We start from the raw sequence: 21392 nt of genomic DNA on the forward strand, positions 1-21392 counted from the left end.
AGCCGCGAACCCGCCATATCTGCCCAAAAACTCGAGCCGGGGGCGGGGGCGGCTCCGCAGCGGCCGGCGGCAGGCCGGAAATGAACAGCACCGGAAATGAACAGCAGGTGAACGGCCGGACCGCGGGAACCCGGCGTTTGGCCGGCCGGTACATCTTCTGTTCATCTGGCACGGGCAGAATGCCCCAGTGACTCAGCAGCAGGTCCCCCTCGAGGATGCCCCTTCCACCCATCAGCCCCAGATGCCGGGATCCCTGGCGGCTCCCCCGGCCCGGACGCTGATCGACATCCTGCAGGACACCGCGGCCCGCTTCCCGGAGGCATCCGCCCTGGATGACGGCCGCCGCCCGCTCAGTTACGCCCAGCTGATGGCCGAAGTCCGGGCGGCGGCACGGCGGCTGCACCAGGCCGGCCTTGGCGCCGGCGACAGGATAGGGGTGCGGATCCCGTCCGGCACCAACGAGCTGTACGTTGCCATCCTCGCTGTGCTCCTCGTGGGCGCGGCCTACGTCCCCGTGGATGCGGACGACCCGGAGGAGCGCGCCCGGCTGGTCTTCGGGGAAGCCAGGGTGGCCGGCGTCCTGGAAGCCGGTGGCGTGCTCCGCGGCGTGGACCTTGCCGCTTCCGGCCGGACGGCACCCTTCACCGGCGCCCGGCCGCCGGTCCCCGGCGACGACGCCTGGGTCATCTTCACCTCCGGATCCACGGGGACGCCGAAGGGCGTTGCCGTCAGCCACCGCTCGGCAGCAGCGTTCGTGGATGCCGAGGCAAGGATCTTCCTCCGGGACGAACCCCTGGGCCCCCAGGACCGGGTCCTGGCCGGACTCTCGGTGGCCTTCGACGCATCCTGCGAGGAGATGTGGCTTGCCTGGCGCCACGGGGCCTGCCTGGTCCCCGCTCCCCGTGCCCTGGTGCGCACCGGCATGGACCTCGGACCGTGGCTGATCAACCACGGGATCACCGCCGTCTCCACCGTGCCCACCCTTGCGGCGCTCTGGCCCGCCGAATCCCTTGAGAACGTCCGCCTGCTGATTTTCGGCGGGGAGGCCTGCCCGCCGGAGCTTGCCGGCCGCCTTGCCGTGGAGGGCCGGGAGGTCTGGAACACGTACGGCCCCACGGAAGCAACGGTGGTAGCCTGCGCGGCTCCGCTGGGCGGTCCGGGACCTGTCCGGATCGGCCTGCCGCTCGACGGCTGGGACCTGGCCGTCGTCGACGCGGATGCAGTACCGGTGGCCGAGGGTGAGGTGGGCGAACTGATCATTGGCGGCGTGGGGCTCGCCCGCTACCTGGACCCTGCCAAGGACGCGGAGAAATATGCGCCGATGCCGGCCCTGGGCTGGGAGCGGGCCTACCGTTCCGGGGACCTGGTCCGGTTTGAACAGGCCGGCCTGGTCTTCCAGGGGCGGGCCGACGAACAGGTGAAGCTGGGCGGCCGCCGGATTGAGCTGGGCGAGGTGGATGCGGCGCTGCAGGCCCTCCCGGACGTTGCCGGCGCCGCCGCCGCCGTCCAGACCACCGCAGCCGGCAACCAGATCCTGGTGGGCTACCTGGCCCCAACCTCCGGGCAGGACCTTGACCTGGCCGCTGCCCGGGAGCAGCTGGCCGCCAGCCTGCCCGCGGCACTGGTGCCGATGCTCACGGTGGTGGACTCGCTGCCCACCAAAACCAGCGGCAAAGTGGACCGCCATGCCCTGCCCTGGCCCCTGCCCGGTGCCGGTGCCGCCGAGGCTGACGCCGCGCCGCTGAACCTTCCCGAAGACGCGGCCTGGATCGTGGACCAGTGGAGCGCCGTCCTGGGCAGTGCAGTAACCTCCCTCGACGCCGACTTCTTCGCCTACGGCGGCGGCTCGCTCTCCGCGGCCCAGCTGGTATCCGCGCTGCGCGTGCGCTACCCCACCATCACTGTGGCGGACATTTACGCCACCCCCCGCGTCGGCGCCCTGGTGGAGGCCGCACGGCTCTCCCTTCCCGACGGCGCCACCGGCCCCGCACCCGACCGCCAGGTCCGGCCGACCACACGGAAGTCCCAGGTTTTCCAGACCCTGATGGGTGTGCCACTGCACGTCCTGGTGGGGATGCGCTGGCTGACGTACCTCATGGCCGGGAACAACATCCTTGCCGCGCTGGCCGGGTTCACCGCGGCACCCACCGTTTCCTGGTGGTGGGTGTCAGCATCCTGGCTGGTCTTCGTCAGCCCTCCCGGCCGGATGCTGATCTCGGTGGCGGCTGCCAGGTTCCTGCTCCGGGGTGTCACACCGGGAACCTATCCGCGCTCCGGTCGCGTCCACCTGCGCCTCTGGCTGGCAGAGCAGATCCAGGACCTGTCCGGTGCCATCAGCCTGGCCAGCGCACCCTGGGTCCCCTCCTACGCCCGGGCACTCGGAGCCCGGATCGGCAAGGACGTCCAGCTCCACTCGCTGCCGCCCGTCACGGGCCTGCTGTCCCTGGGCAGCGGCGCCAACGTGGAACCCGAGGTTGACCTGTCCGGCTGGTGGATCGACGGCGACACAGTGCACATCGGTGCCATCCGGATCGGTGCCGGCGCCACGGTGGGAGCCCGCAGCACCCTGATGCCCGGCGCATCCATTGGAGCGGGCGCCCAGGTGGAGGCCGGTTCCGCTGTGCTCGGCAAGGTGAAGGCGGGCCATCTGGTGGCCGGGTCCCCCGCGCAGCGGCGCGGCAAGGCCAAACGGTCCCTGCCTGACGCCCCTGCCCGGACACCGCTGCAGGCCAGGCTGTGGTTCGCCGGATTTGCCGGCGCCTCCGCCTGCCTGGCGGTCCTTCCGTATCTATCCGCGGCCGCCGCCGCGGGTGTGGCGTACCTGTTCATCCAGGGCAGCACGTCACTCTCGGCGGCGCTGCCCCAGCTGGCCCTGGCGCTGCCGCCGGCCGCCCTGGCCTGGTTCCTCACCAACGCCCTGCTCGTCCTGGCCACCACCCGGCTCCTGAGCATCGGGCTCACCGAGGGCTACCACCGGGTCCGCAGCCGGGTGGGCTGGCAGGTCTGGGCCACGGAACGGGTGCTGGACCTGGCACGGGACCTGCTGTTCCCCCTCTACGCCAGCCTCTTCACCCCTGTATGGCTGCGGCTGCTGGGCGCGAAGATCGGCAGGAACGTGGAAGCGTCCACGGTGCTGCTGATCCCCTCGATGACCACCGTGGGCGAGGGGGCTTTCCTGGCGGATGACACGATGGTGGCCTCGTACGAGCTCGACGGCGGCTGGCTGCGGGTGGCGCCGGCCAAGATCGGCAAGCGCTCCTTCCTCGGCAACTCAGGCATGACCGCGGCCGGGCGGAGCGTGCCCAAGAACTCGCTGGTGGCGGTCCTCTCCGCCACCCCGGCCAAGGCAAAGTCCGGCACGTCATGGCTGGGCAGCCCCCCGGTCCGGCTGCGGCGCACCGCCATCGCCTCGGACGACACCCGCACGTACCAACCGCCGCTCCGGCTGAAGGTGGCCCGCGCCCTGTGGGAGCTCTGCAGGTTTGTCCCGGTGGCGCTCTCGGTGGCCATTGCCGCGGGCATCATGCTGGCTTTTGACCAGCTGGCCACGGCGTTCAACTACGGGGTGGCTGCCCTCCTCAGCGGGGTGGTCATGCTCCTGGCCGGCGCGGTGGCGGCCGGGGCGTCCGTCCTCGCCAAGTGGGTGCTGGTGGGCCGGATCCGGGCGGGCGAACACCCGCTGTGGAGTTCCTTTATCTGGCGCAACGAGGTGGTGGACACCTTCATCGAGATGGTCAGTGCGCCGTGGTTTGCACGCGCGGCCACGGGCACGCCCGCACTGGTCTGGTGGCTGCGTGCCCTTGGCGCCAAAATCGGCGCGGGCACCTGGTGCGAAAGCTACTGGCTGCCGGAGGCCGACCTGGTGTCCCTGGGCCGGAACGCCACCGTCAACCGCGGCTGCGTGGTGCAGACCCACCTCTTCCACGACCGCGTGATGAGCATGGACGCTGTTACGCTCGAGGACGGGGCGACCATGGGCCCGCACGGGGTGATCCTTCCGCAGGCCGCGATTGGGGCCGGCGGCACGGTGGGCCCGGCATCGCTGGTGATGCGCGGCGAAACTGTGCCGGCGGCGACGTACTGGATGGGCAACCCGGTCAGTCCCTGGAGTGGTCCCGCACAGCTTTGATCGACCAAAGGTATTGATGAGTTTTCCAGCAGAGGCCGGCGGAAGCGTCCCGGCAGCAACCCTTCCCGCGGCTCCCGACCCCTACCTGCCCGGGGCGGGAAGCAACGCATATCGGTTGAACGCTACGAACTGGAGCTTGACTACAAAGTCAGCAGCAACCGGCTCAGCGGCAGGGCGGTGCTGTACGGCGTTGCCCAGGTGCCGGCGTCGGCCATTGTCCTGGACCTGGCCGGAAACCTGCGTGCCACCAAGGTGCAGCTGGACGGGCGGAAGGCGGGGCGCTTCAGCCAGCGCGCCGGCCAGCTGGTGGTGGCCGGGCAGGCAGGCTTCCAGCCCGGGCAGCGGTTCACGCTGGACATCCGGTACGAGGGCAACCCGGCACCCCGGCGCGGACTCTGGGGCGAGGTGGGCTGGGAAGAGCTGTCCGACGGCGTCCTGGTGGCGGGCCAGCCCAATGGCGCTCCCTCCTGGTTCCCCTGCAACGACCACCCCCGGAACAAGGCCAGCTACGGGTTCACGGTCACCACGGACGCGAATTACCGGGCGGTCTGCAACGGGGTCTTCCAGTCGCGGACCACCCGCTCCAGCCGCGAGACCTGGGTCTACGAGCAGGCGGAGCCCATGGCCACCTACCTTGCCACCGTGCAGATCGGCCGGTACGGGCTGCTGGAGCTGGACGCGGGCCGGCACGCCCCCGCAGTCCCGCAGCATGTTGCCGTTACCCCGGCCTTGCGGGGCGCGCGCGGACAGGCCTTGCCCTGCAACCGGCCATGATGCGGACGTTCACCAGTTGCTTCGGCCCGTACCCGTTCCCCGGGTACACAGTGGTGGTGACGGAGGACGAGCTGGAAATCCCGCTGGAGGCCCAGGGCCTGTCCATCCTGGGACCGAACCACCTGGACCCGGACTGGGAGTCGCAGCGGCTCATCGCGCACGAACTCTCGCACCAGTGGTTCGGAAACTCGCTGACGGCAGCAACCTGGCAGGACATCTGGCTGCACGAAGGCTTTGCCTGCTACGCCGAGTGGATCTGGTCCGAGGAAGCCGGCGTCATGACGGTGGCCGGCCGCGCCGGGGCCGCCTGGCACCGGCTGGAGGCGGACGCGCAGGACATCCTGGTGGGCGATCCGGGCCCGGAGCACATGTTCGATGACCGGGTGTACAAGCGGGGTGCGCTGGCGCTGCATGCCGTCCGGATGGCATGCGGGGACCTGGCATTCTTTGCCCTGCTGCAGGAATGGACCGCTGCCCACCGGCACGGGTCGGTCGGCACTCATGACTTCATCCTCGCCATCAACCGGGCCACCGCCGTCGACGCCGAGGCCCTGCTGCACCCGTGGCTTTATGAGGAATCACTGCCGCCGCTGCCGCTGGCCAGGGTTTCCTAGCCGGACAGTGCGACGGCGGCCGCCAGGCCGGGAGGCAGGCCCGTTTCCGCGGGCACCAGGTCCCGGATCCCGGCGCGCGCCAGGACATCCACCGCGGACGGCGCGGTACGCAGGCCCTCCCCGGTCATTTTCAGCCAGGCTTCTTTCCGGGCCCACAGCCGGGCCCGCTCCGCCAGCAGGGCAGTCCCCGAAAGGTGGCCCACAGCCCGCTGCTCGGCGGGTGTGAGTGCCAGCGCCGTAAACCCGGCAAAGCCCGTCCGGGCGGGATCCTCAAGGTCCACCCCCAGCCGGAATCCAGGCGCCGCCCCGACCATGGCGGCGAGCAGGGTCCAGCCGGCTGCCCGGGAAGCGCTGAACGCCACCGGCGCCGGCACGCCGTCGAGCAGGTAGCGCGGCCGTCCGTGGCTGACAGCCGGTCCGCTGCCGCAGGAAGGGCAGCTGTAACTGGCGGCCAGGCGTCCGGGGTGCACCGCGAGGAGGCCAGCCACGAACAGCCGCTGCCCAAGCCGCCCGGCCAGGAACCGGTCCCGCGCTTCCGGTTCCATGGCCCGGGCCCGGGCCAGTTCAGGCCCGTCAAGAACCGTTTCGGCGTCCCGCCGGACCCGTTCGGCTTCCCCGGGCACAGCAAAGGGCGGGACGGCATGCACCACTAGCTCCGGTGCCATGCCGCCCCGCCCCTTGGATGCCTCATGGGCAAATGTTCCGTGGCCGCGGCTAGCGCTGGACTGCCCCGAACCGTTCTGCGGCGAGGGCCACTGCACTTTCGCGTGCGGCCGATGCTTCGTCAGCCGTCAGCGTCCGGTCCGCGGCGCGGAAGCGCAGCCCGAAAGCCAGCGATTTCTTCCCGTCCTCGATCCCCTTGCCGGCATAGACGTCGAACAATGCAACGTCCTCCAGCAGTTCGCCGGCGCCCTCGCGGAGCGCGGCCAGCACATCGTCCGCAGGGACATCAGCGGGCACCACGAGCGCCACGTCCTGGGTGGCTACCGGGAACGGGGAGATGTGGCGGGCGACGATGACATCCGGCGCGGCCTCGAACAGAGCGTCGGCGTTGAGTTCCAGGGCCACGGACCGCGCGGGCATGTCCGCGGCGGCAAGCAGCTTGGGGTGCAGCTCGCCCGCGTAGCCCACCACTTCACCGCTGCGCAGCGACAGCCGGGCAGCACGGCCCGGGTGGAAGGCCTGGTGGCTGCCCTGCGTCACCACCAGCTCGACGCCGAGCACGTCACCGGCCAGACGGGCGACGTCCAGCGCGTCCGCCCAGTCCCAGACCCGGGGGGTGTGGGCCGCTGCCGCCGGCGAGTCGTGTCCGGTGAGAACGGCGGCGACGTGGAAAGGCTGGGCCGGAACGCCGTCGTACAGCGCGTCCAGAACATCGTCGGCGGGTTTGGCGCCAAGCGGCGGGATGGAGGCGGTACCCACCGTCCCGCCCGGCAGGAAGACCAGGCCGGACTCGAACAGCGCCAGGTCCCGGAAGCCGCGCGAATGGTTGCGCTTGGCCACCTCGATCAGTCCCGGCAGGATGGAGGTGCGCAGGTAGCCCTGCTCCTCGCTGATCGGGTTGGCCAGCTTCACGGCGCTGCGGGCAGCACCCTCCTCGGCCACACCGAATGTGTCGTTGGCTGCCTTGGAGACGAACGGGTAGGACAGCACCTCGGTGAGCCCGGCGTCCGCCAGCGCCTGGATCAGGCGGCGGCGCTGCTGCTGCACGCGGGTCAGGCCGCGGCCGGGAGGTGCCACGGGCAGGGTGGCGGGGATCTTGTCGTAGCCCACCAGCCGGGCGATCTCCTCGGAAAGGTCTTCCTTGGTCTCCAGGTCGTGGCGCCAGCTCGGGGCAGTCACCGTCCAGCCGCCGTCGTTCTTCACGACGGCCGCGCCCAGGTCCTCCAGGGACGTGACGATCTGTTCCTCGGTGAAGTCGATGCCGATCCGGGCCGCGGCAAACCCTGCAGGCAGCTCGATGGTCACAGTGTCCGGGGCGGTGCCCACATCTGTGCCGGTCGTGTCCGCCGTGCCGCCGGCGAGCTCCACCAGCAGGTCCACCACACGCTGGGCGGCCACGCCGGCCACCTGCCAGTCGACGCCGCGTTCGAACCGCTTGGACGCTTCGGAGGGCAGCTTGTGCCGGCGCCGGGACCGGGAAATGGACACCTCGTCGAAGTGCGCTGCCTCCACCAGGATGTTCGACGTCGAATCGCCCACCTCGGTTGCCGCCCCGCCCATCACGCCGGCGATGCCAATGGCACCGGAATCGTCGGTGATGAGCAGGTCCTCGGCGTCGAGGGTGCGTTCCTTGTCATCGAGGGTGGTGATCTTCTCGCCCGCGGCAGCGCGCCGCACCACGATGTCCCCGGAAAGCTTGTCCAGGTCGTAGCAGTGCGTGGGCTGGCCCAGCTCGAGCATAACGTAGTTGGAGATGTCCACCGGGAGCGAGATGGAGCGGATGCCGGCCAGCCGCAGCCGGGACACCATCCACGGCGGGGTGGGGCGGGTGGCGTCCACGCCGCGGACGGTGCGTGCCACGAAGCGGTCGCAGCCGGGCTTGCCGTAGATGGGCGCGTCGTCGTTCAGCTTGACGCCGTAGCCGCCGGACAGCTCCGCCGGGACCTGGACCTTTGCCGCGGGATCGGTGAAGGTGGTGCCGGTGGCGTGTGCGTACTCGCGGGCGACGCCCCGGATGGAGAAGGCGTAGCCGCGGTCCGGGGTGACGTTGATTTCGGCGGCCTGGTCATAGAGGCCCAAGAGCTCCATGCGTCGGTGCCGACCTCGGGATCCAGGCCCATGCGGGACAGCACCAGGATGCCGTCGTGGTCCTCGCCGATGCCCAGTTCCCGCACCGAGGCGATCATGCCCGCGGACAGGTGGCCGTACGTCTTCCGGGCGGAGATCTGGAAGTTGCCAGGCAGCACGGCACCGGGCAGGGTGACCACCACCTTGTCGCCTTCAACGAAGTTGTGGGCGCCGCAAATGATGCCCTGCACGCCGGACGGTCGATGCCCTTGCCGGTGAGCTTCTGCTCCTGCCCTTCGGGGACAACCCGGACCTGGCACCAGTTGATGGTCTTGCCGTTGCTCTGCGGTTCCTTGACCAGGCTGAGGACCTGGCCCACCACGATGGGGCCCTGCAGGGCATCGGTGGGACGGTGCACGTCCTCTTCTTCGAACCCGACCTTGACCAGTTCGGCCATGACGTCTTCGGCCGTTGCTCCGGCCGGTACCTCTGCGAATTCACGCAGCCAGGAAAGTGGGATACGCACTGTTAGATCTCCATCCCGAAGTGCTCGCTGAAACGTACATCGCCTTCGATCATGTCGCGCATGTCCCCCACCTCGTTGCGGAACATGAGGGTGCGTTCGATGCCCATGCCGAAGGCAAAACCTGAATAGACGTCCGGGTCGATGCCCGCGGCGCGGAGCACGTTGGGGTTGACCATGCCGCAGCCGCCCCATTCGATCCAGCGCGGACCGCCCTTGGCGCCGGGGTGGAAGATGTCCAGCTCGGCGGACGGCTCGGTGAAGGGGAAGTAGTTGGGACGCAGCCGGATCTGGGCCTCGTCACCGAACATCTGCCGGGCGAAGTGCTCCAGCGTGCCGCGGAGGTCGGCCATGCTGAGGTTCCTGTCGATCGCCAGGCCCTCGAACTGGTGGAACACCGGGGTGTGGGTGGCATCCAGTTCATCGGTCCGGAACACCTTGCCCGGGCAGAGCACATAGATGGGCACCTCTCGCTCCAGCATGGAGCGCACCTGTACCGGAGAGGTGTGCGTGCGCATGAGGAGGTGCGCTTCGGGGGGTTCCACGAAGAAGGTGTCCTGCATTTCGCGCGCCGGGTGGTCCGGCTTGAAGTTCAGGGCATCGAAGTTGAACCATTCGGACTCGACTTCCGGGCCCTCGGCGATTTCCCAGCCCATGCCCACGAAGATGTCCGCCACGCGGTCCTGGAGCGTGGACAGCGGGTGCCGGGCACCAGCGCGACGGCGGCGCGGGGCCGCCGTGACGTCCACCGTCTCCTCGAGGAGGATCCGCGCGTCGTTTTCCGCTTCCAGCACGGCCGTGCGGTCGGCGAGCGCCTTGTTGACCCGTCCGCGGGACGCACCCATCAATTTACCGGCGAGCGCCTTCTGGTCTTTCGGCAGCTTGCCGATCTCACGGTTTGCGAGGCTGAGCGGGGACTTCTCCCCCGTGTGCGCGAGCCTCACCGCCTTCAGCTCGTCAAGGGTGGCCGCACCGGCAATGGCGGTGATGGCCTGGTCTACAGCGGCATTGATGGCGGCTTCATCCGTGGGGTTCGGTGCAGCGGCGCCCGGCAAAGTTTCAGTCATCTACTGTTCTTAGCTACGAGTCGTGGCTGCCGGCGAGCAGAGCATCCTGCACGGTTTCCCGGCGGCGCGTCCGTCACTGGCAGGTCATGGATGAATGTCCTCAAATTCAGGGCATTCAATGACCAGGTCAGGGCCCGCCGGCAAAACCTGCGGGCACTGCCCTCCAGTCTAGTTGAACCCTCCGGCTACCATGGCCTCATGACACTGCGGCGGCGCCCGGGATCCCTACCGCCGCTGACCGCTGCCCAGCGGCTGCGGCGGGCAGTCAACCTGGCCAACGGCAGCACGGTGCTGGGACTCGCGGTAGCCGCGGCTGCGCGCACACAGCCTGCCCCCGGGCCCCGCGGACTGGTACTGGCCGGCGGATACCGCTGGCGCCTGCCCTTCGCCCGGGCCTTCACCCTTGGAAACGTGGTCCTGTGCCGCGGCCCGGCAGAGGACCTCCTGTCCGTACCCGGGTTGCTTGGCCATGAGGAGCGGCACTGCACGCAGTACGCCTGGTGCGGTGGCATTCCTTTCCTTCCCTTGTACCTCCTGGCCGCGGGCTGGTCCGTCCTGCGGACCGGGAATCCGGGGACCGCGAATCCTTTCGAGCGGCACGCGGGGCTCGCCGCCGGCGGTTACCCGTCGCGCGGCCAGTCGCGCCGGCTGCCGGAAGCACGGGCGTGAGCACCATGGGCACAATCACGGAGGGCAGCGCTCAACCGAACGGGCCTGCCGGAACTGTGACGGTGACGGGAACCGGGGGCGCGGAAGCGGCCCCTGACCTGACGCTCGTCACCCTGGGGGTGGAGACCCGGGCCGCTTCCGTCGATGCCGCTTATTCCGCTGCCGGCGCAGCCCTGGCGTCGGTTACGGAGGCCCTGCGCGCCGGGGGCGTGGCCGCCGCCGATGTCCAGTCGACGGGCCTGAACGTGCGGGCGGACTACGTGTGGCGCGAGGGCGAAGGACAGCAGGTGGCAGGCTATGTTGCCTCCAGCTCGCTTGGCGTCCGGCTGCGGGATGCCGCCGCCGTGTCCGGCCTGATCGGGGAAGCTGTCCGGGCAGGCGGCAACGCCGTTCGCCTCAACAGTCTTCACCTCACCCTTGCCGATGACTCGGCGGTTAGGGAGCGCGCCCGGGCGGCCGCCTGGGAAGACGCCCTGCAGGCCGCACGCCAGTTCGCCGCCCTGGCCTCGGCCGGGCTGGGACGTGTGCTGTCCGTGACCGAGCACGTCCCCGGACAAGTGCCTGTTCCCCTGGCTGGGTTCCAGCGCGCCAGCGCGGCCGAGTCCATCGCGGTGGAGCCCGGGACAAGCCGGGTGGAAACGGCGGTAACAGTGATGTGGGAACTGGCCAGCCTGGCGCCCGCCTGAGCCTGCCGGCTTTGACATTCATTCGAACATGTTTTCGAATAGGGGCATGAGATGGGACGCCCAAGCACTGGTTCCGGCTCCGGCCGCGGAGGCCGCGGGGCCCGGTCCCGCCCTCCTCCCGCTGGCGGGGCTGGTCCGCTCGGTGACCACTCCGGAATTCGCCGGCATCACCTTCCATGAGGTCACCGCAAAATCGGTGCTCAACAAGGTTCCGGCAGGTTCGCGCATGCCCTTTGAATGGACGGTGAACCCTTACCGCGGCTGCAGCCATGCGTGCGTCTACTGCTTCGCCCGCAAGAGCCACACGTACCTGGATTTCGACGCCGGCCTGGACTTTGACAGCCAGGTGGTAGTCAAGGTGAATGCGGCTGAAGTCCTCCGCAAGGAACTGGCCAAACCCTCGTGGACACGGCAACAGGTGGCGCTCGGCACCAACACGGACCCCTACCAGCGGGCCGAGGGACGCTACAGGCTCCTGCCCGGCATTATCTCGGCACTTGCCGATTCAGGCACTCCCCTGTCCATCCTTACCAAAGGCACGCTACTGGCGCGGGATATCCCGCTGCTGAAGAGTGCTGCCACCCAGGTTCCGGTGGGCCTCGGAATATCGCTGGCCATGACCACCGAGGCGTTGTCCGAAGCAATCGAGCCGGGGACGCCGGGCCCGCGGGCTCGGCTCAAGCTGGTGAGCCGGCTTCGTGAGGCGGGGCTCCCCTGCGGAGTGATGGCCATGCCCATCCTTCCCTGGCTTTCGGACAGCGATGAGGCGCTGGACGCGCTCTTCGCCTCGCTGGCTGCAGCGGGCGCCACGGGCGTGACCGCCGGCGCCCTGTACCTGAAGCCGGGCACCCGCGAATGGTTCCTGAAATGGCTGGCCGCAAATCACCCCGCTGGTGGGCCGCTACCGGCAGTTGTACGGCACCGGATCCTACGCGTCCAAGGAGTACCGGGGCTGGCTTGCCGGGAAGGTCCGCTACTTCAAGGCCAGGCACGGCTTCACGCATTCCTCGGGATTCAGCCACCGGGACCTCGACGATCCCCGCGGCGAAGAAGCCGAGTATCCGGCAGGGATCATTCCGGAAGCGCCAGGAAGCCAGGCGCCGGGACCGGTCCGGTCCGGCGGACAGGCCGGGCAGCCAACCCTTTTCTAGGTCCGGCCGCCGCCGGCAGGCACTGACACCGTATCGAGCAGCGCGCGGACAATCGGGAAGTCCGCGGGGATCCAAGGCAGGCCAAGCACCGCCGCCGGATCGGCAAGCGGCAGCCACCGAAGTTGATCGTGGTCTTCCAGGGGCCGCGGCTCTCCACGGGTAACCTCGGCGAACCACACCCGCATGGCGGCGCGCTCGTTCAGTGGCCAGCCGTTGGCATCCGGGGCGGGCAACTCGTTACCCAGCCGGACCTCCACGCCCAGCTCCTCGAGCAGTTCCCGCACGAGTGCCGTCTCGGCGTCCTCGCCCGGCTCCACCTTGCCGCCCGGGAATTCCCACATGCCTGCAAGGCTTTCCGGCGCGCTGCGCCGGGCCACCAGCAGCATGGCCGGTTCAGCCAGGCTGTCCACGATGGCTCCGCCCACCACCCGTATCAGTTCAGTCACCGCCCCATTCTATGGGGGACAATGGAAGCACCCGGAGTTCCTCCCGCCGGGCCGGGGAATACAGTCATCCCCTCCGGGGTTTCCGCCTCCGGACCCCGTCCTTCCCGCCCCATCGCCGTGGCAGCACCAGTTCCGTCAGCAACCCCTTTTGAAAAGCAGGCACATGAGCAGCGCCCTTTCCACGTCCACGGCAGCCCCCGCCACCTCCCACAACCTGGCCATGGCCATCATTGCCCTTGCCATGGGCGGCGTGGGCATCGGCGTCACCGAATTCACCATGATGGGCCTGCTGAAGGAGGTGGAACAGGGCCTGGGCATCAGCACCCCCGAAGCCGGGCACCTCATCTCCGCCTATGCCCTGGGCGTGGTGGTGGGGGCGCCACTGCTCGCCGCCGTGGGCGCCAGGCTTCCGCGCAAGCATCTTGCCCTCGGCCTGATGCTGTTCTTTACTGTGGCGAACCTGACGTCCTTCCTGGCGCCGGACTACGGGACCATGCTGGTGTCCCGCTTCGCTGCCGGCCTGCCCCACGGCGCCTTTTTCGGCGTCGCTGCGGTGATCGCCGCTTCCCTGGTTCCGCCCACCAGGCGCGGCTGGGCCATCTCCATGGTGATGGCGGGGCTCAGCATCTCCAACGTGGTTGGGGTACCGTTCGCCACCTGGCTGGGCCAGACCTACGGCTGGCGGCTGCTCTTTGTCCTGGTCGGTCTCATCGGCCTGCTGACCCTGGCCCTGGTATGGCGGTTCGTCCCGTTCCAGGCAGCCCACCCCGACGCGAGCATCATCCGGGAACTCGGTGCGCTCAAGCGGCTCCAGGTGTGGCTGGCAATCCTGATCGGCGTGGTGGGATTCGGCGGTTTCTTCGCCACCTACACCTACATCGCGCACACCATGACCCTGGTGGCCGGAATCCCGTCCTCCTTGATTCCCGTGGTGGTGGCGCTCTACGGGCTTGGCATGGTGGCCGGAAACATCGTGGGCGGGCGGATCGCTGACAAGTCGGTCATGGGCACCCTCTACAAGGTGCTGCCGGCCATCTCAGTGGCCCTGGTGGTCTACGCCGTCGCCGCACACTGGCCATGGTCGGCTTTTGCCATGGTGTTCGTGGTGGGCGCGTCCGGGTCCATGCTGATCCCCGCCCTGCAGACCCGGCTGCTGGACGCCTCCCCGGATGCCCCCTCGCTGGCGTCGTCGCTGAACCACGCCGCCCTGAACGTCGCCAATGCCCTGGGCGCCTTCCTGGGCGGCCTGGTCATCGCGCTGGGTTGGGGCTACGTGGCCCCTGCCCTGGTTGGCGCCGTCCTCGCGATCCTGGGACTCGGCGTCGCCCTTCTCAGCGGCATGCTGGAACGCCGGAAGCCCCTGGCTGCCTAAGCCGTGCCGTAACCCGAAGGAAATCCCACCGGCCTGCCCCGCATCGAGGGTCACGGAACAGCCTCCGCCCCGGCACCCCCTACGGGCTCCGGGGCCCTCCAACGCCCGCCGCCCGGGCTAAGGCGTTCCCCGGAAGCGGGTCAAAAGCCTGCTGACATCAAGGGGCCGTTATGTTAGCTTGAGGCTCATCGGGGCTATTAAATCCCGATAAACATAAGGAGGAGACATGGGTTTTCTTGCTTGGATTATTCTCGGCCTCATCGTGGGGGCCATCGTCAAGGCGGTCATGCCCGGACGGGTCGGCGGCGGTTGGGTCACCAGCCTGGTACTGGGCGTGGTGGGAGCCATCGTTGGCGGCTGGATCGGCAGCCTCCTGTTCAACCGGGGCGATCTGGCCTTCTTTGACCTCGGCACCTGGATTCTCGCAATCGTTGGCGGCCTTGTTGTTGCCGGCATCTACGGAGCCATCACCGGACGCGGAAAGGCCACCCGCGCACCCTGATGCTCCCAGCTGGGATTCATTCACCAAGGCCCCGGACAACCCGGGGCCTTTATTTGTGCCCGTTATCCCCCAACAGCGGATCAGGTAGCGACTGAGGCCGGCTGCTGCGAACGCGCACTGGCATAGAGGCAGACCGTGGCGGCGGTGCCAAGGTTGAGGCTCTCGGCGGCACCGTAGACGGGAACGGCAACGCGGTGGTCGGCGAGTTCCAGCTCGTCCGGGGAGAGCCCCTGTGCTTCGTTGCCGAACAACCAGGCTGTGGGCGCGGCAAGGTCGTACGCGGATTCCGGACCGGCACCCGTCAGCCTCCGCCTGGCGTTCTCGTCCTGCAGCGCGTCCAGGTTCAGGGTGCCGTAGCCGTCCGCAGCCAGGATCCCGATTCCCCTGGCCTTGCAGGCGGCAGCAACTGCTGCAGCATCAGCCCCCAGCACCACCGGCAGGTGGAACAGGGAACCGGCCGTCGAGCGGACGGCCTTGGGGTTGTAGATGTCCACGCTGGACGCGGTGAGGACAACCGCGTCGGCACCGGCCGAGTCGGCCGCCCGCAGGACTGTTCCGGCGTTCCCCGGGTCCCGGACCTGGCAGAGCACCGCGATCAGGCGGGGGCCGGCGTCGAGCACTTCTTCCAGCGCCACGTCCAGGAAGCGGCACACGGCGATGATGCCTGCGGGTTGACCGTGTCCGCCATCGCGGCAAGGACCTCGTCCGTGGCGAGCCGGGCGTTGGTTCCCGCGGCCAGCTCCTCGAATTCCGGAAAGCGGTCCAGGCATGCCTCGCTGGCGAACACCTCGGAGACCACGCCCGGGGCTCCTGCGGCCAGGCGTTCCTGGTGCAGTTTCAATGCCTCGCGCACCGCCTGCGGTCCCTCGGCCAGGAAGTGCCCGCGCTTTAAACGTGCCGGGCGCCCTGCAAGCTTTGCCACGTCCCTGACCCGATCAGCTCGGGGGTTGGACAGTGGAAAGTCTTGCGGGCGCCCGGTTTTGTTCATAGAAGAACTCTAGTGGCTGCTGCCACCGGTTCCTGAACTGCCCCTGGGAAGGGGCCAGGTGCTACTTGGCAGCAACAACCTTCTTGGCGGAGGTGTCGGCCGGCAGCGAGTCCTTGGCAACCTGGACCAGCGCAGCGAAAGCGTTGGCGTCGGAGACGGCCAGCTCTGCAAGCATGCGGCGGTCAACCTCAACTTCAGCAGCCTTCAGGCCCTGGATGAGGCGGTTGTAGGTCAGGCCGTTCGCGCGGGAAGCAGCGTTGATGCGCTGGATCCAGAGGCGGCGGAAGTCGCCCTTCTTCTTCTTGCGGTCGCCGTAGCTGTACACAAACGAGTGCAGCAGCTGCTCTTTTGCCTTGCGGTAGAGGCGCGACCGCTGTCCGCGGTAGCCCTTCGCCCGTTCAAGGACAACCCGGCGCTTCTTGTGGGCGTTGACCGCCCTCTTCACACGTGCCACGTGCGTACTCCTTCAAAATCTGATCCCAAGCATCTACTGCCGGAGTCCCGGCGGCCTGAGAAGGCTTTTTTACAGGTGGCAGGCACCAGTCAGTGCCAGCCAAAGAACTTGGAAATTAGATGCCGAGCATCTTCCGGATGACCTTGGCGTCACCCTTGAAGACGATCTTGTCGCCGGCAAGGCGGCGGGTCAGACGGCTGGACTTGTGCTCCAGGTAGTGGCGGCGGTTGGCCTGCTGGCGGCGCAGCTTGCCGCTGCCGGTCAGCTTGAAGCGCTTCTTAGCACCACTGTGGGTCTTCATCTTCGGCATGGGAACCGATCTCCTTACGTTTCCGCAGGCTATGCCTGCAGCTCTATCACGCAGCCGCCCCGTGAAGGGCGGCATGCTGGTTGCTGTCTGCCGTCGGGCGAAACCTACGGCAGCTGTGAACTAAGTGGTCTTCTTGCCAGCCGGCTTCGGCACTGCCTTGGGGGCAGGGCGTGCAGCAGGCTTCGGCGCGGCAGGCCTGGCCACCGGCTTCGGCGGCGCAGGAACAGCTGCCGGCTTGGGAGCCGCAGCCGCCGGGGCGGCCTCGGGCTTTTCCGTTGCTGCCGGCTTGGGAGCCGGCGCGGCAGCCTTGGGGGCTTCCTGCTTCGGAGCCTCCTCCTGGGGTGCTTCCGCGGGTGCTTCGGCTGCGGCTGCAGGCTCGACGGCGGGAGCCGGCGTCTGCTCCGGAGCTTCGGCGGGTGCTTCCGCTTCAGTCGACGTCGTGAAACCTTCAGGCAGCAGGTCGGCCAGTGACTGCGTCATGGGTGCCTGGTCCTTGCCGGAAACGTCAATCCGGCCGGCTGCCTTGGCTTCGTTCTGCGCCTTTGCTTCAGCACGCTGCGTTGCGCGGCGGGCCTCGGCCTTGGCTTCAGCCTTGTTCTTCAGCGGGCCGACCACCATGACCATGTTCCGGCCGTCGATGCGGGGGCTGGACTCGACCACGCCCACCTCGGCGACGTCGTCGGCGAAGCGCTGGAGCAGGCGGATGCCCATTTCCGGGCGCTGCTGCTCACGGCCACGGAACTGGATCATGGCCTTGACCTTGTCCCCGGCACCGAGGAAGCGCAGTGCGTGTCCGCGCTTGGTCTCGTAGTCGTGGGTGTCGATCTTCAGGCGGAAACGGATTTCCTTCAGAACGGTGTTCGTCTGGTTCTTCCGGGCTTCACGTGCCTTGACCGCGGCCTCGTACTTGTACTTGCCGAAGTCCATCAGCTTGCACACCGGAGGCTTCGCCTGAGGTGCAACTTCAACGAGATCAAGGTCGGACTCGGCAGCCAGACGCAGGGCATCCTCGATACGGACGATGCCTACCTGTTCACCTGCAGGGCCGACCAGCCGCACCTCGGGGACGCGGATACGCTCATTGATTCTTGGCTCGCTAATGTTAAAGCTCCTGTTTTTGTTGTGGAATCCGGCAAATAGAGAAGGCCCCCAATTGCCGGAGCAATCGAAGGCCTCTTGGCGGCTGGTACATGCGGGCCCGCAACGGGACCACATGCATGGTTCCGGCGTACACCGGGGCCATGCCCAACCAGTACCCGGCAACCTTGAGTTCCGACAATGTTCGAGCGAACATTCGGAACAGCGGCTGACGCGGGTGGGAGAGAACTCCGCTTGCAAACTGCATGCCATTCTACAGAAAAAATTCCCGTCAGCGCGGAAAGCGCCGGTGGGAACCTGGTCTCTGAAATAACGACATCCAGTTGGTCTGTGTCAAGCTTACCAGTATGAGCACGCCAGACAGTAATTCATACGTTTTCGACTCCGCCGGCTCCGGCGCCGATGTCTCCCAACAGATCCGGGATATTTCCGAGGTGCCGGCCATCGAGGTCATCACTACCGCCGCTGTCCACCTGATGAGCGCGGCCGCGGTCAAGCTTGGCCTTGCCGCCGAGGAAAACGCCGCGGAGCTGAAGGACCTGGACGAGGCGCGCAAGCTGATCACTGCCCTGGCGGGCCTGGTGACTGCCGCTGCACCTGAAATCGGTTCACAGCACGCAGGACCGTTGCGCGACGGGCTGCGCTCGCTTCAGCTTGCGTTCCGCGAAGAGTCCCTGATCCCGGACGCCCCGGGCAAGGGCCCGGGCGAGAAGTACACCGGGGCCGTCAACTAAGGCTGCATCCCCTCCGCACACCGCGACGGCGGGCCGACCCTCCCGGGGCCGGCCCGCCGTCGGGCTTTAACGGAATGACGCTGATTGGGTTGGGTCAGGCCGAAATTGTCCGGCGGCGCAGCTGGAGGACCAGGCCCACCAGGCAGAGGAGCACGCCGGCGACTCCCACGGACACGAAGCCGCCGGAGGAACCCATGACGTCGATGAATACCCCGGCGAGCGGCGAGCCGAGCGCGACGCCCGCGGTGAGGGCCGAGCCGTACCAGCCCATGGCCTCGCCGCGGCGTTCCTCGGAGACGAGGTCCGCCACCTTCTCCGAGGCCGCGGACAGCACCGGAGCGCACAGCAGCCCGGGCAGGACGGACAGCAGCGCCAGCGTCCAGGTGTCCGAGGCGAACCCCATGGGGATGGTGAGGGCGGCCATGCCGAGCAGCAGGAGGATCGGAGGCACCGGCCGGTGCATGGCACCGTAGAGCAGCCCTCCCACCACCGAGGCCGCGCACCAGAACAGGAAGACGATGCCGATTTCGCTCTGGCGGCCGCCTGTTTCCAGGGCTGCCACGATGCCGACGTCGGTGCCGCTGAGGACCATTCCGGCGCCTGCCGCAACAGCGAAAAGGGCAGCCACGGTGGCCGTGAACCAGGCGAAGTTGCGGCTGACCTTGCCGCGCAGGCCCGACGGCGGCCGGGAGGCGGCGGGACCAAGTTCGGCGGCCGCTTCCTGCAGGTGGGCCGGGGCGGCTGCCACCATGGCAGCCTCCGCTGCATGGCGCTGGTCAGCCTCGCTCTCCACTTCCTGTCCGGGTGCCTGTTCCGGGCTTCGGGTGGGCGGGTTGAACCAGATCAGGAAAAGCCCTGCCAGCGACGTGGCCAGGCCCACAACCGTCAGGCCCTCCGTCGTAAAGCCGCTGGTAGCGACCACCGCACCGGCGGCCGGTCCGATCATGAACACCATTTCGGTGGTGATCGCGTCGAGGGCGTAGGCGGTCCGCCGCTGGTCGCCGTCGGCCAGCACGCCGAGGGACTGGCGCACCACGCTGAAGATGGGAAGGGTCAGCAGGCCGCCGACAAAGACCAGCGGGAGGAGCCACTGGTAGGACACGTGCGGGACGATGGACCAGATCAGCGCCTCGGAAATGACGGAAGGGATCAAAGCCTTGCGCAGCCCGGCGGTATCCACCCGGCGGCCGCGCCACGGGGCGCCCAGGGCGATACCGATGGTCATGACGGCCGCCGCGGCACCGGCGGCGGCATAGCCCTGCCCGAGCGTGAGGACGATATGGAGGGTCAGCAGCACGCCGGCGGCCGAGTGGGGTATCCGGGCGATCATGCCCACGAGGAGCAGCCTCCGGATGGGCCGGACGGCCAGCAGCTCCCGGTAGAGGGCGAAATTCACGAGGTGGTCCTTACGTCTGCCGCAGCGGACCGGGGATCATCCCGACGGGCTGCCGGCTACTCTGCCGCGCGCCGCAGCTTGATCTCGATTGAATCGACGCGCTCCCCAAACAATACATTCCGCGACCACTCCGCCTGGAGTCCGGCCACCAGCTGCTGGACGCCGGCAGCGTCCAGGCCGTCTTCGAGGTAGAGGACCACCTGCAGTTCGGGTCCGGCTCCGCCGCCCGGAATGGCTGTCCCGTCCGCGGCCCGTGACGCCACTCCCCTGCCCGGCAGCAGTTCGATCCGGCGGACCGCGGGGAAGCTGCCTGCCGCCCGCCCCATTTCCGCCGCAAGGTCTGCGTCCAGGTACGAGGGAACCCAGTCCTGCTGCTGCGCAAGGGCCCAGACTGCGGGCCGGCGGACCACGAACGTCACGTCGGCGCCGGGGTCCAGGACCAGGAGTTCCGCGCCCTCGGCCACTGCGGACAGGGCCGCGCGGGCGGCGTAGACGGCAACCGGGCGGGCCTCGGGATGCCAGGCGGGCAGCGCCGCGGCCGACGTGAAGGCCGGCATGGCGGTCCTGCCGTCCGCGGCTTTCAGCGTGACCAGGGCCATGTCCGCCTGTTTGTCGGCCTGCAAGCCATGGGCCGACTCTTCCTCTTCGGCCAGCTGGGCCACGATGGGAATGAAGACGCGTGCCGTGGCGAGGGAGGCGACGACGGACGATTCGCTGCCCGTGCCTGCCCGGAGGCCGGCCACCGCGGCGAGGTAGCCGGCGTCGGCCGTTCCGTCGTCGTCGTCGAAGTTGTGGATTTTGGCGTCGTCACCGGCGAGGCTCCGGCCGGCCCACGGCCTGCCGGCCGAATCCGTTGCTCCCCCGGCGCCGGCCAGCGCAGCCGCAATGTGCCCCGGCAGTTGCCGTGATGGGGGTGTGCCTGGTTCGCTGGCCATGCGTCTGCTCCCGTGCCGTCCGCGGCCTAGCGGCGGCCGGCGACGTCGAGGGCTTCGGGCAGCGTGAACGCGCCCGCGTAAAGTGCCTTGCCCACAATGGCCCCTTCGACGCCGAGGGGAACCAGGGAGCGCAGTACCTTCAGGTCGTCCAGGCTGGAGATGCCGCCGGAGGCCACCACCGGCTTGCCCGTCTTCTCCACCATCTGGCGCAGCAGTTCCACGTTGGGGCCCTGCAGCGTTCCGTCCTTGGTGACGTCCGTGACGACGTACCGCGCGCAGCCGGCCTCCTCGAGCCGGTCCAGGACCTCCCAGAGGTCCCCGCCTTCCTTGGTCCAGCCACGCCCTGCGAGGGTGGTTCCGCGGACGTCAAGGCCGACGGCGATCTTGTCGCCGAAGCGCTCGATGACCCGCCGGGTCCAGTCAGGATTTTCCAGCGCAGCGGTGCCGAGGTTGACACGGGCCACGCCGAGGCCAAGGGCGGCCTCGAGGGTTTCGTCGTCGCGCAGACCGCCGGAGAGCTCCACCTTGATGTCCAGCCGGCCAACCACTTCCCGCAGCAGCTCGGCGTTGGACCCGCGGCCGAAGGCAGCGTCCAGGTCCACCAGGTGCACCCATTCGGCACCCTGCTGCTGCCAGTTGGTGGCGGCCTCCAGCGGTGTGCCGTAACTCGTCTCGCTGCCCGCTTCCCCCTGGACCAGCCGGACGGCCTGCCCGTTCACGACGTCGACGGCGGGCAGCAGTTCAAGGACCGGCAGATCAGTTGCGGTGGTCATGTTCTTCCTCAGGGTTGGGTGCAGGGGGTGGCTGGCAGCGG

The 21392-nt window shown here is 68.7% G+C and carries 15 protein-coding genes and 4 pseudogenes; 8 read left to right on the forward strand and 11 right to left on the reverse strand.

The window, feature by feature from the left end:
• Nucleotides 1-241 precede the first annotated feature (241 nt).
• The gene (locus G205_RS14445) at nt 242-4129 is read left to right on the forward strand and encodes a Pls/PosA family non-ribosomal peptide synthetase (RefSeq protein WP_035753206.1); all 3888 of its coding nucleotides are present in this window, start codon (nt 242-244) and stop codon (nt 4127-4129) included.
• A gap of 16 nt (nt 4130-4145) precedes the next feature.
• Nucleotides 4146-5517: pseudogene (locus tag G205_RS21210) on the forward strand (M1 family metallopeptidase).
• Here G205_RS21210 and G205_RS14460 read toward each other — a convergent pair.
• The 3 genes and pseudogenes from G205_RS14460 to pheS all read right to left on the reverse strand — a co-directional run bounded on the left by G205_RS14460 (nt 5514) and on the right by pheS (nt 9837).
• Entirely contained in the window at nt 5514-6182 is a 669-nt protein-coding gene (locus G205_RS14460) for a 4'-phosphopantetheinyl transferase family protein (protein ID WP_009358626.1), read from the reverse strand. The pseudogene G205_RS21210 and the gene G205_RS14460 overlap by 4 nt on opposite strands.
• 49 nt (nt 6183-6231) lie before the next feature.
• Nucleotides 6232-8773: pseudogene (pheT, locus tag G205_RS14465) on the reverse strand (phenylalanine--tRNA ligase subunit beta).
• A 2-nt stretch (nt 8774-8775) separates the two neighbouring features.
• Nucleotides 8776-9837: a phenylalanine--tRNA ligase subunit alpha gene (pheS, locus tag G205_RS14470; RefSeq protein WP_009358627.1), complete on the reverse strand. Its 1062-nt coding sequence runs from the start codon at nt 9835-9837 to the stop codon at nt 8776-8778.
• Nucleotides 9838-10035: 198 nt separating this feature from the next.
• Between pheS and G205_RS14475 the strand changes: the two genes are divergently transcribed.
• From G205_RS14475 to G205_RS14485, 3 genes and pseudogenes are all read left to right on the forward strand, one after another.
• Nucleotides 10036-10506, forward strand: coding sequence for a hypothetical protein (locus G205_RS14475; RefSeq protein WP_200859169.1), 471 nt, complete (start codon nt 10036-10038; stop codon nt 10504-10506).
• Between the two features lie 62 nt (nt 10507-10568).
• Nucleotides 10569-11192 (forward strand): SIMPL domain-containing protein, encoded by a 624-nt coding sequence (locus G205_RS14480; RefSeq protein ID WP_235046927.1) that lies wholly within the window; start codon nt 10569-10571, stop codon nt 11190-11192.
• Between the two features lie 46 nt (nt 11193-11238).
• Nucleotides 11239-12343: pseudogene (locus G205_RS14485) on the forward strand (Rv2578c family radical SAM protein).
• Here the strand turns inward: G205_RS14485 and G205_RS14490 are convergent.
• On the reverse strand, nt 12340-12789 hold the full coding sequence (locus G205_RS14490) for a (deoxy)nucleoside triphosphate pyrophosphohydrolase (protein WP_009358631.1): 450 nt from the start codon (nt 12787-12789) through the stop codon (nt 12340-12342). The pseudogene G205_RS14485 and the gene G205_RS14490 overlap by 4 nt on opposite strands.
• Nucleotides 12790-12952: 163 nt before the next feature.
• Here G205_RS14490 and G205_RS14495 point away from each other — a divergent pair, with 163 nt between their 5' ends.
• Nucleotides 12953-14161, forward strand: coding sequence for an MFS transporter (locus G205_RS14495; protein WP_009358632.1), 1209 nt, complete (start codon nt 12953-12955; stop codon nt 14159-14161).
• Between the two features lie 226 nt (nt 14162-14387).
• The gene (locus tag G205_RS14500) at nt 14388-14663 is read left to right on the forward strand and encodes a GlsB/YeaQ/YmgE family stress response membrane protein (RefSeq protein WP_009358633.1); all 276 of its coding nucleotides are present in this window, start codon (nt 14388-14390) and stop codon (nt 14661-14663) included.
• An 80-nt stretch (nt 14664-14743) separates the two neighbouring features.
• Here the strand turns inward: G205_RS14500 and G205_RS14505 are convergent.
• From G205_RS14505 to infC, 4 genes and pseudogenes are all read right to left on the reverse strand, one after another.
• Nucleotides 14744-15651, reverse strand: a pseudogene (locus G205_RS14505) (TrmH family RNA methyltransferase).
• Between the two features lie 61 nt (nt 15652-15712).
• Nucleotides 15713-16105 carry a 50S ribosomal protein L20 gene (rplT, locus tag G205_RS14510; RefSeq protein ID WP_009358634.1) on the reverse strand — a complete coding sequence of 131 codons (393 nt, stop codon included), beginning with the start codon at nt 16103-16105 and terminating at the stop codon, nt 15713-15715.
• A gap of 115 nt (nt 16106-16220) precedes the next feature.
• Nucleotides 16221-16415, reverse strand: a complete 195-nt coding sequence (gene rpmI / locus G205_RS14515) for a 50S ribosomal protein L35 (protein WP_009358635.1) — start codon at nt 16413-16415, stop codon at nt 16221-16223.
• Between the two features lie 120 nt (nt 16416-16535).
• Nucleotides 16536-17474 (reverse strand): translation initiation factor IF-3, encoded by a 939-nt coding sequence (gene infC, locus G205_RS14520; RefSeq protein ID WP_009358636.1) that lies wholly within the window; start codon nt 17472-17474, stop codon nt 16536-16538.
• 386 nt (nt 17475-17860) lie between these two features.
• On the opposite strand from infC, the gene G205_RS14530 reads away from it, so the two are divergent.
• Entirely contained in the window at nt 17861-18247 is a 387-nt protein-coding gene (locus G205_RS14530; protein ID WP_009358637.1) for a DUF1844 domain-containing protein, read from the forward strand.
• 94 nt (nt 18248-18341) lie between these two features.
• On the opposite strand, the gene G205_RS14535 is transcribed toward G205_RS14530, so the two are convergent.
• From G205_RS14535 to priA, 3 genes are read right to left on the reverse strand one after another with little or no spacing between them, the layout of a single operon-like run.
• Nucleotides 18342-19643, reverse strand: a complete 1302-nt coding sequence (locus G205_RS14535; protein WP_009358638.1) for an MFS transporter — start codon at nt 19641-19643, stop codon at nt 18342-18344.
• Nucleotides 19644-19699: 56 nt separating this feature from the next.
• Entirely contained in the window at nt 19700-20578 is an 879-nt protein-coding gene (locus tag G205_RS14540; protein WP_009358639.1) for an SseB family protein, read from the reverse strand.
• A gap of 26 nt (nt 20579-20604) precedes the next feature.
• Nucleotides 20605-21351 (reverse strand): bifunctional 1-(5-phosphoribosyl)-5-((5-phosphoribosylamino)methylideneamino)imidazole-4-carboxamide isomerase/phosphoribosylanthranilate isomerase PriA, encoded by a 747-nt coding sequence (gene priA, locus G205_RS14545; RefSeq protein WP_009358640.1) that lies wholly within the window; start codon nt 21349-21351, stop codon nt 20605-20607.
• Between the last annotated feature and the right edge of the window lie 41 nt (nt 21352-21392).

Origin of the sequence: Arthrobacter nitrophenolicus, from assembly GCF_000332815.1 — a bacterium.
In the GTDB taxonomy this organism is placed as follows: Bacteria; Actinomycetota; Actinomycetes; order Actinomycetales; family Micrococcaceae; genus Arthrobacter; species Arthrobacter nitrophenolicus.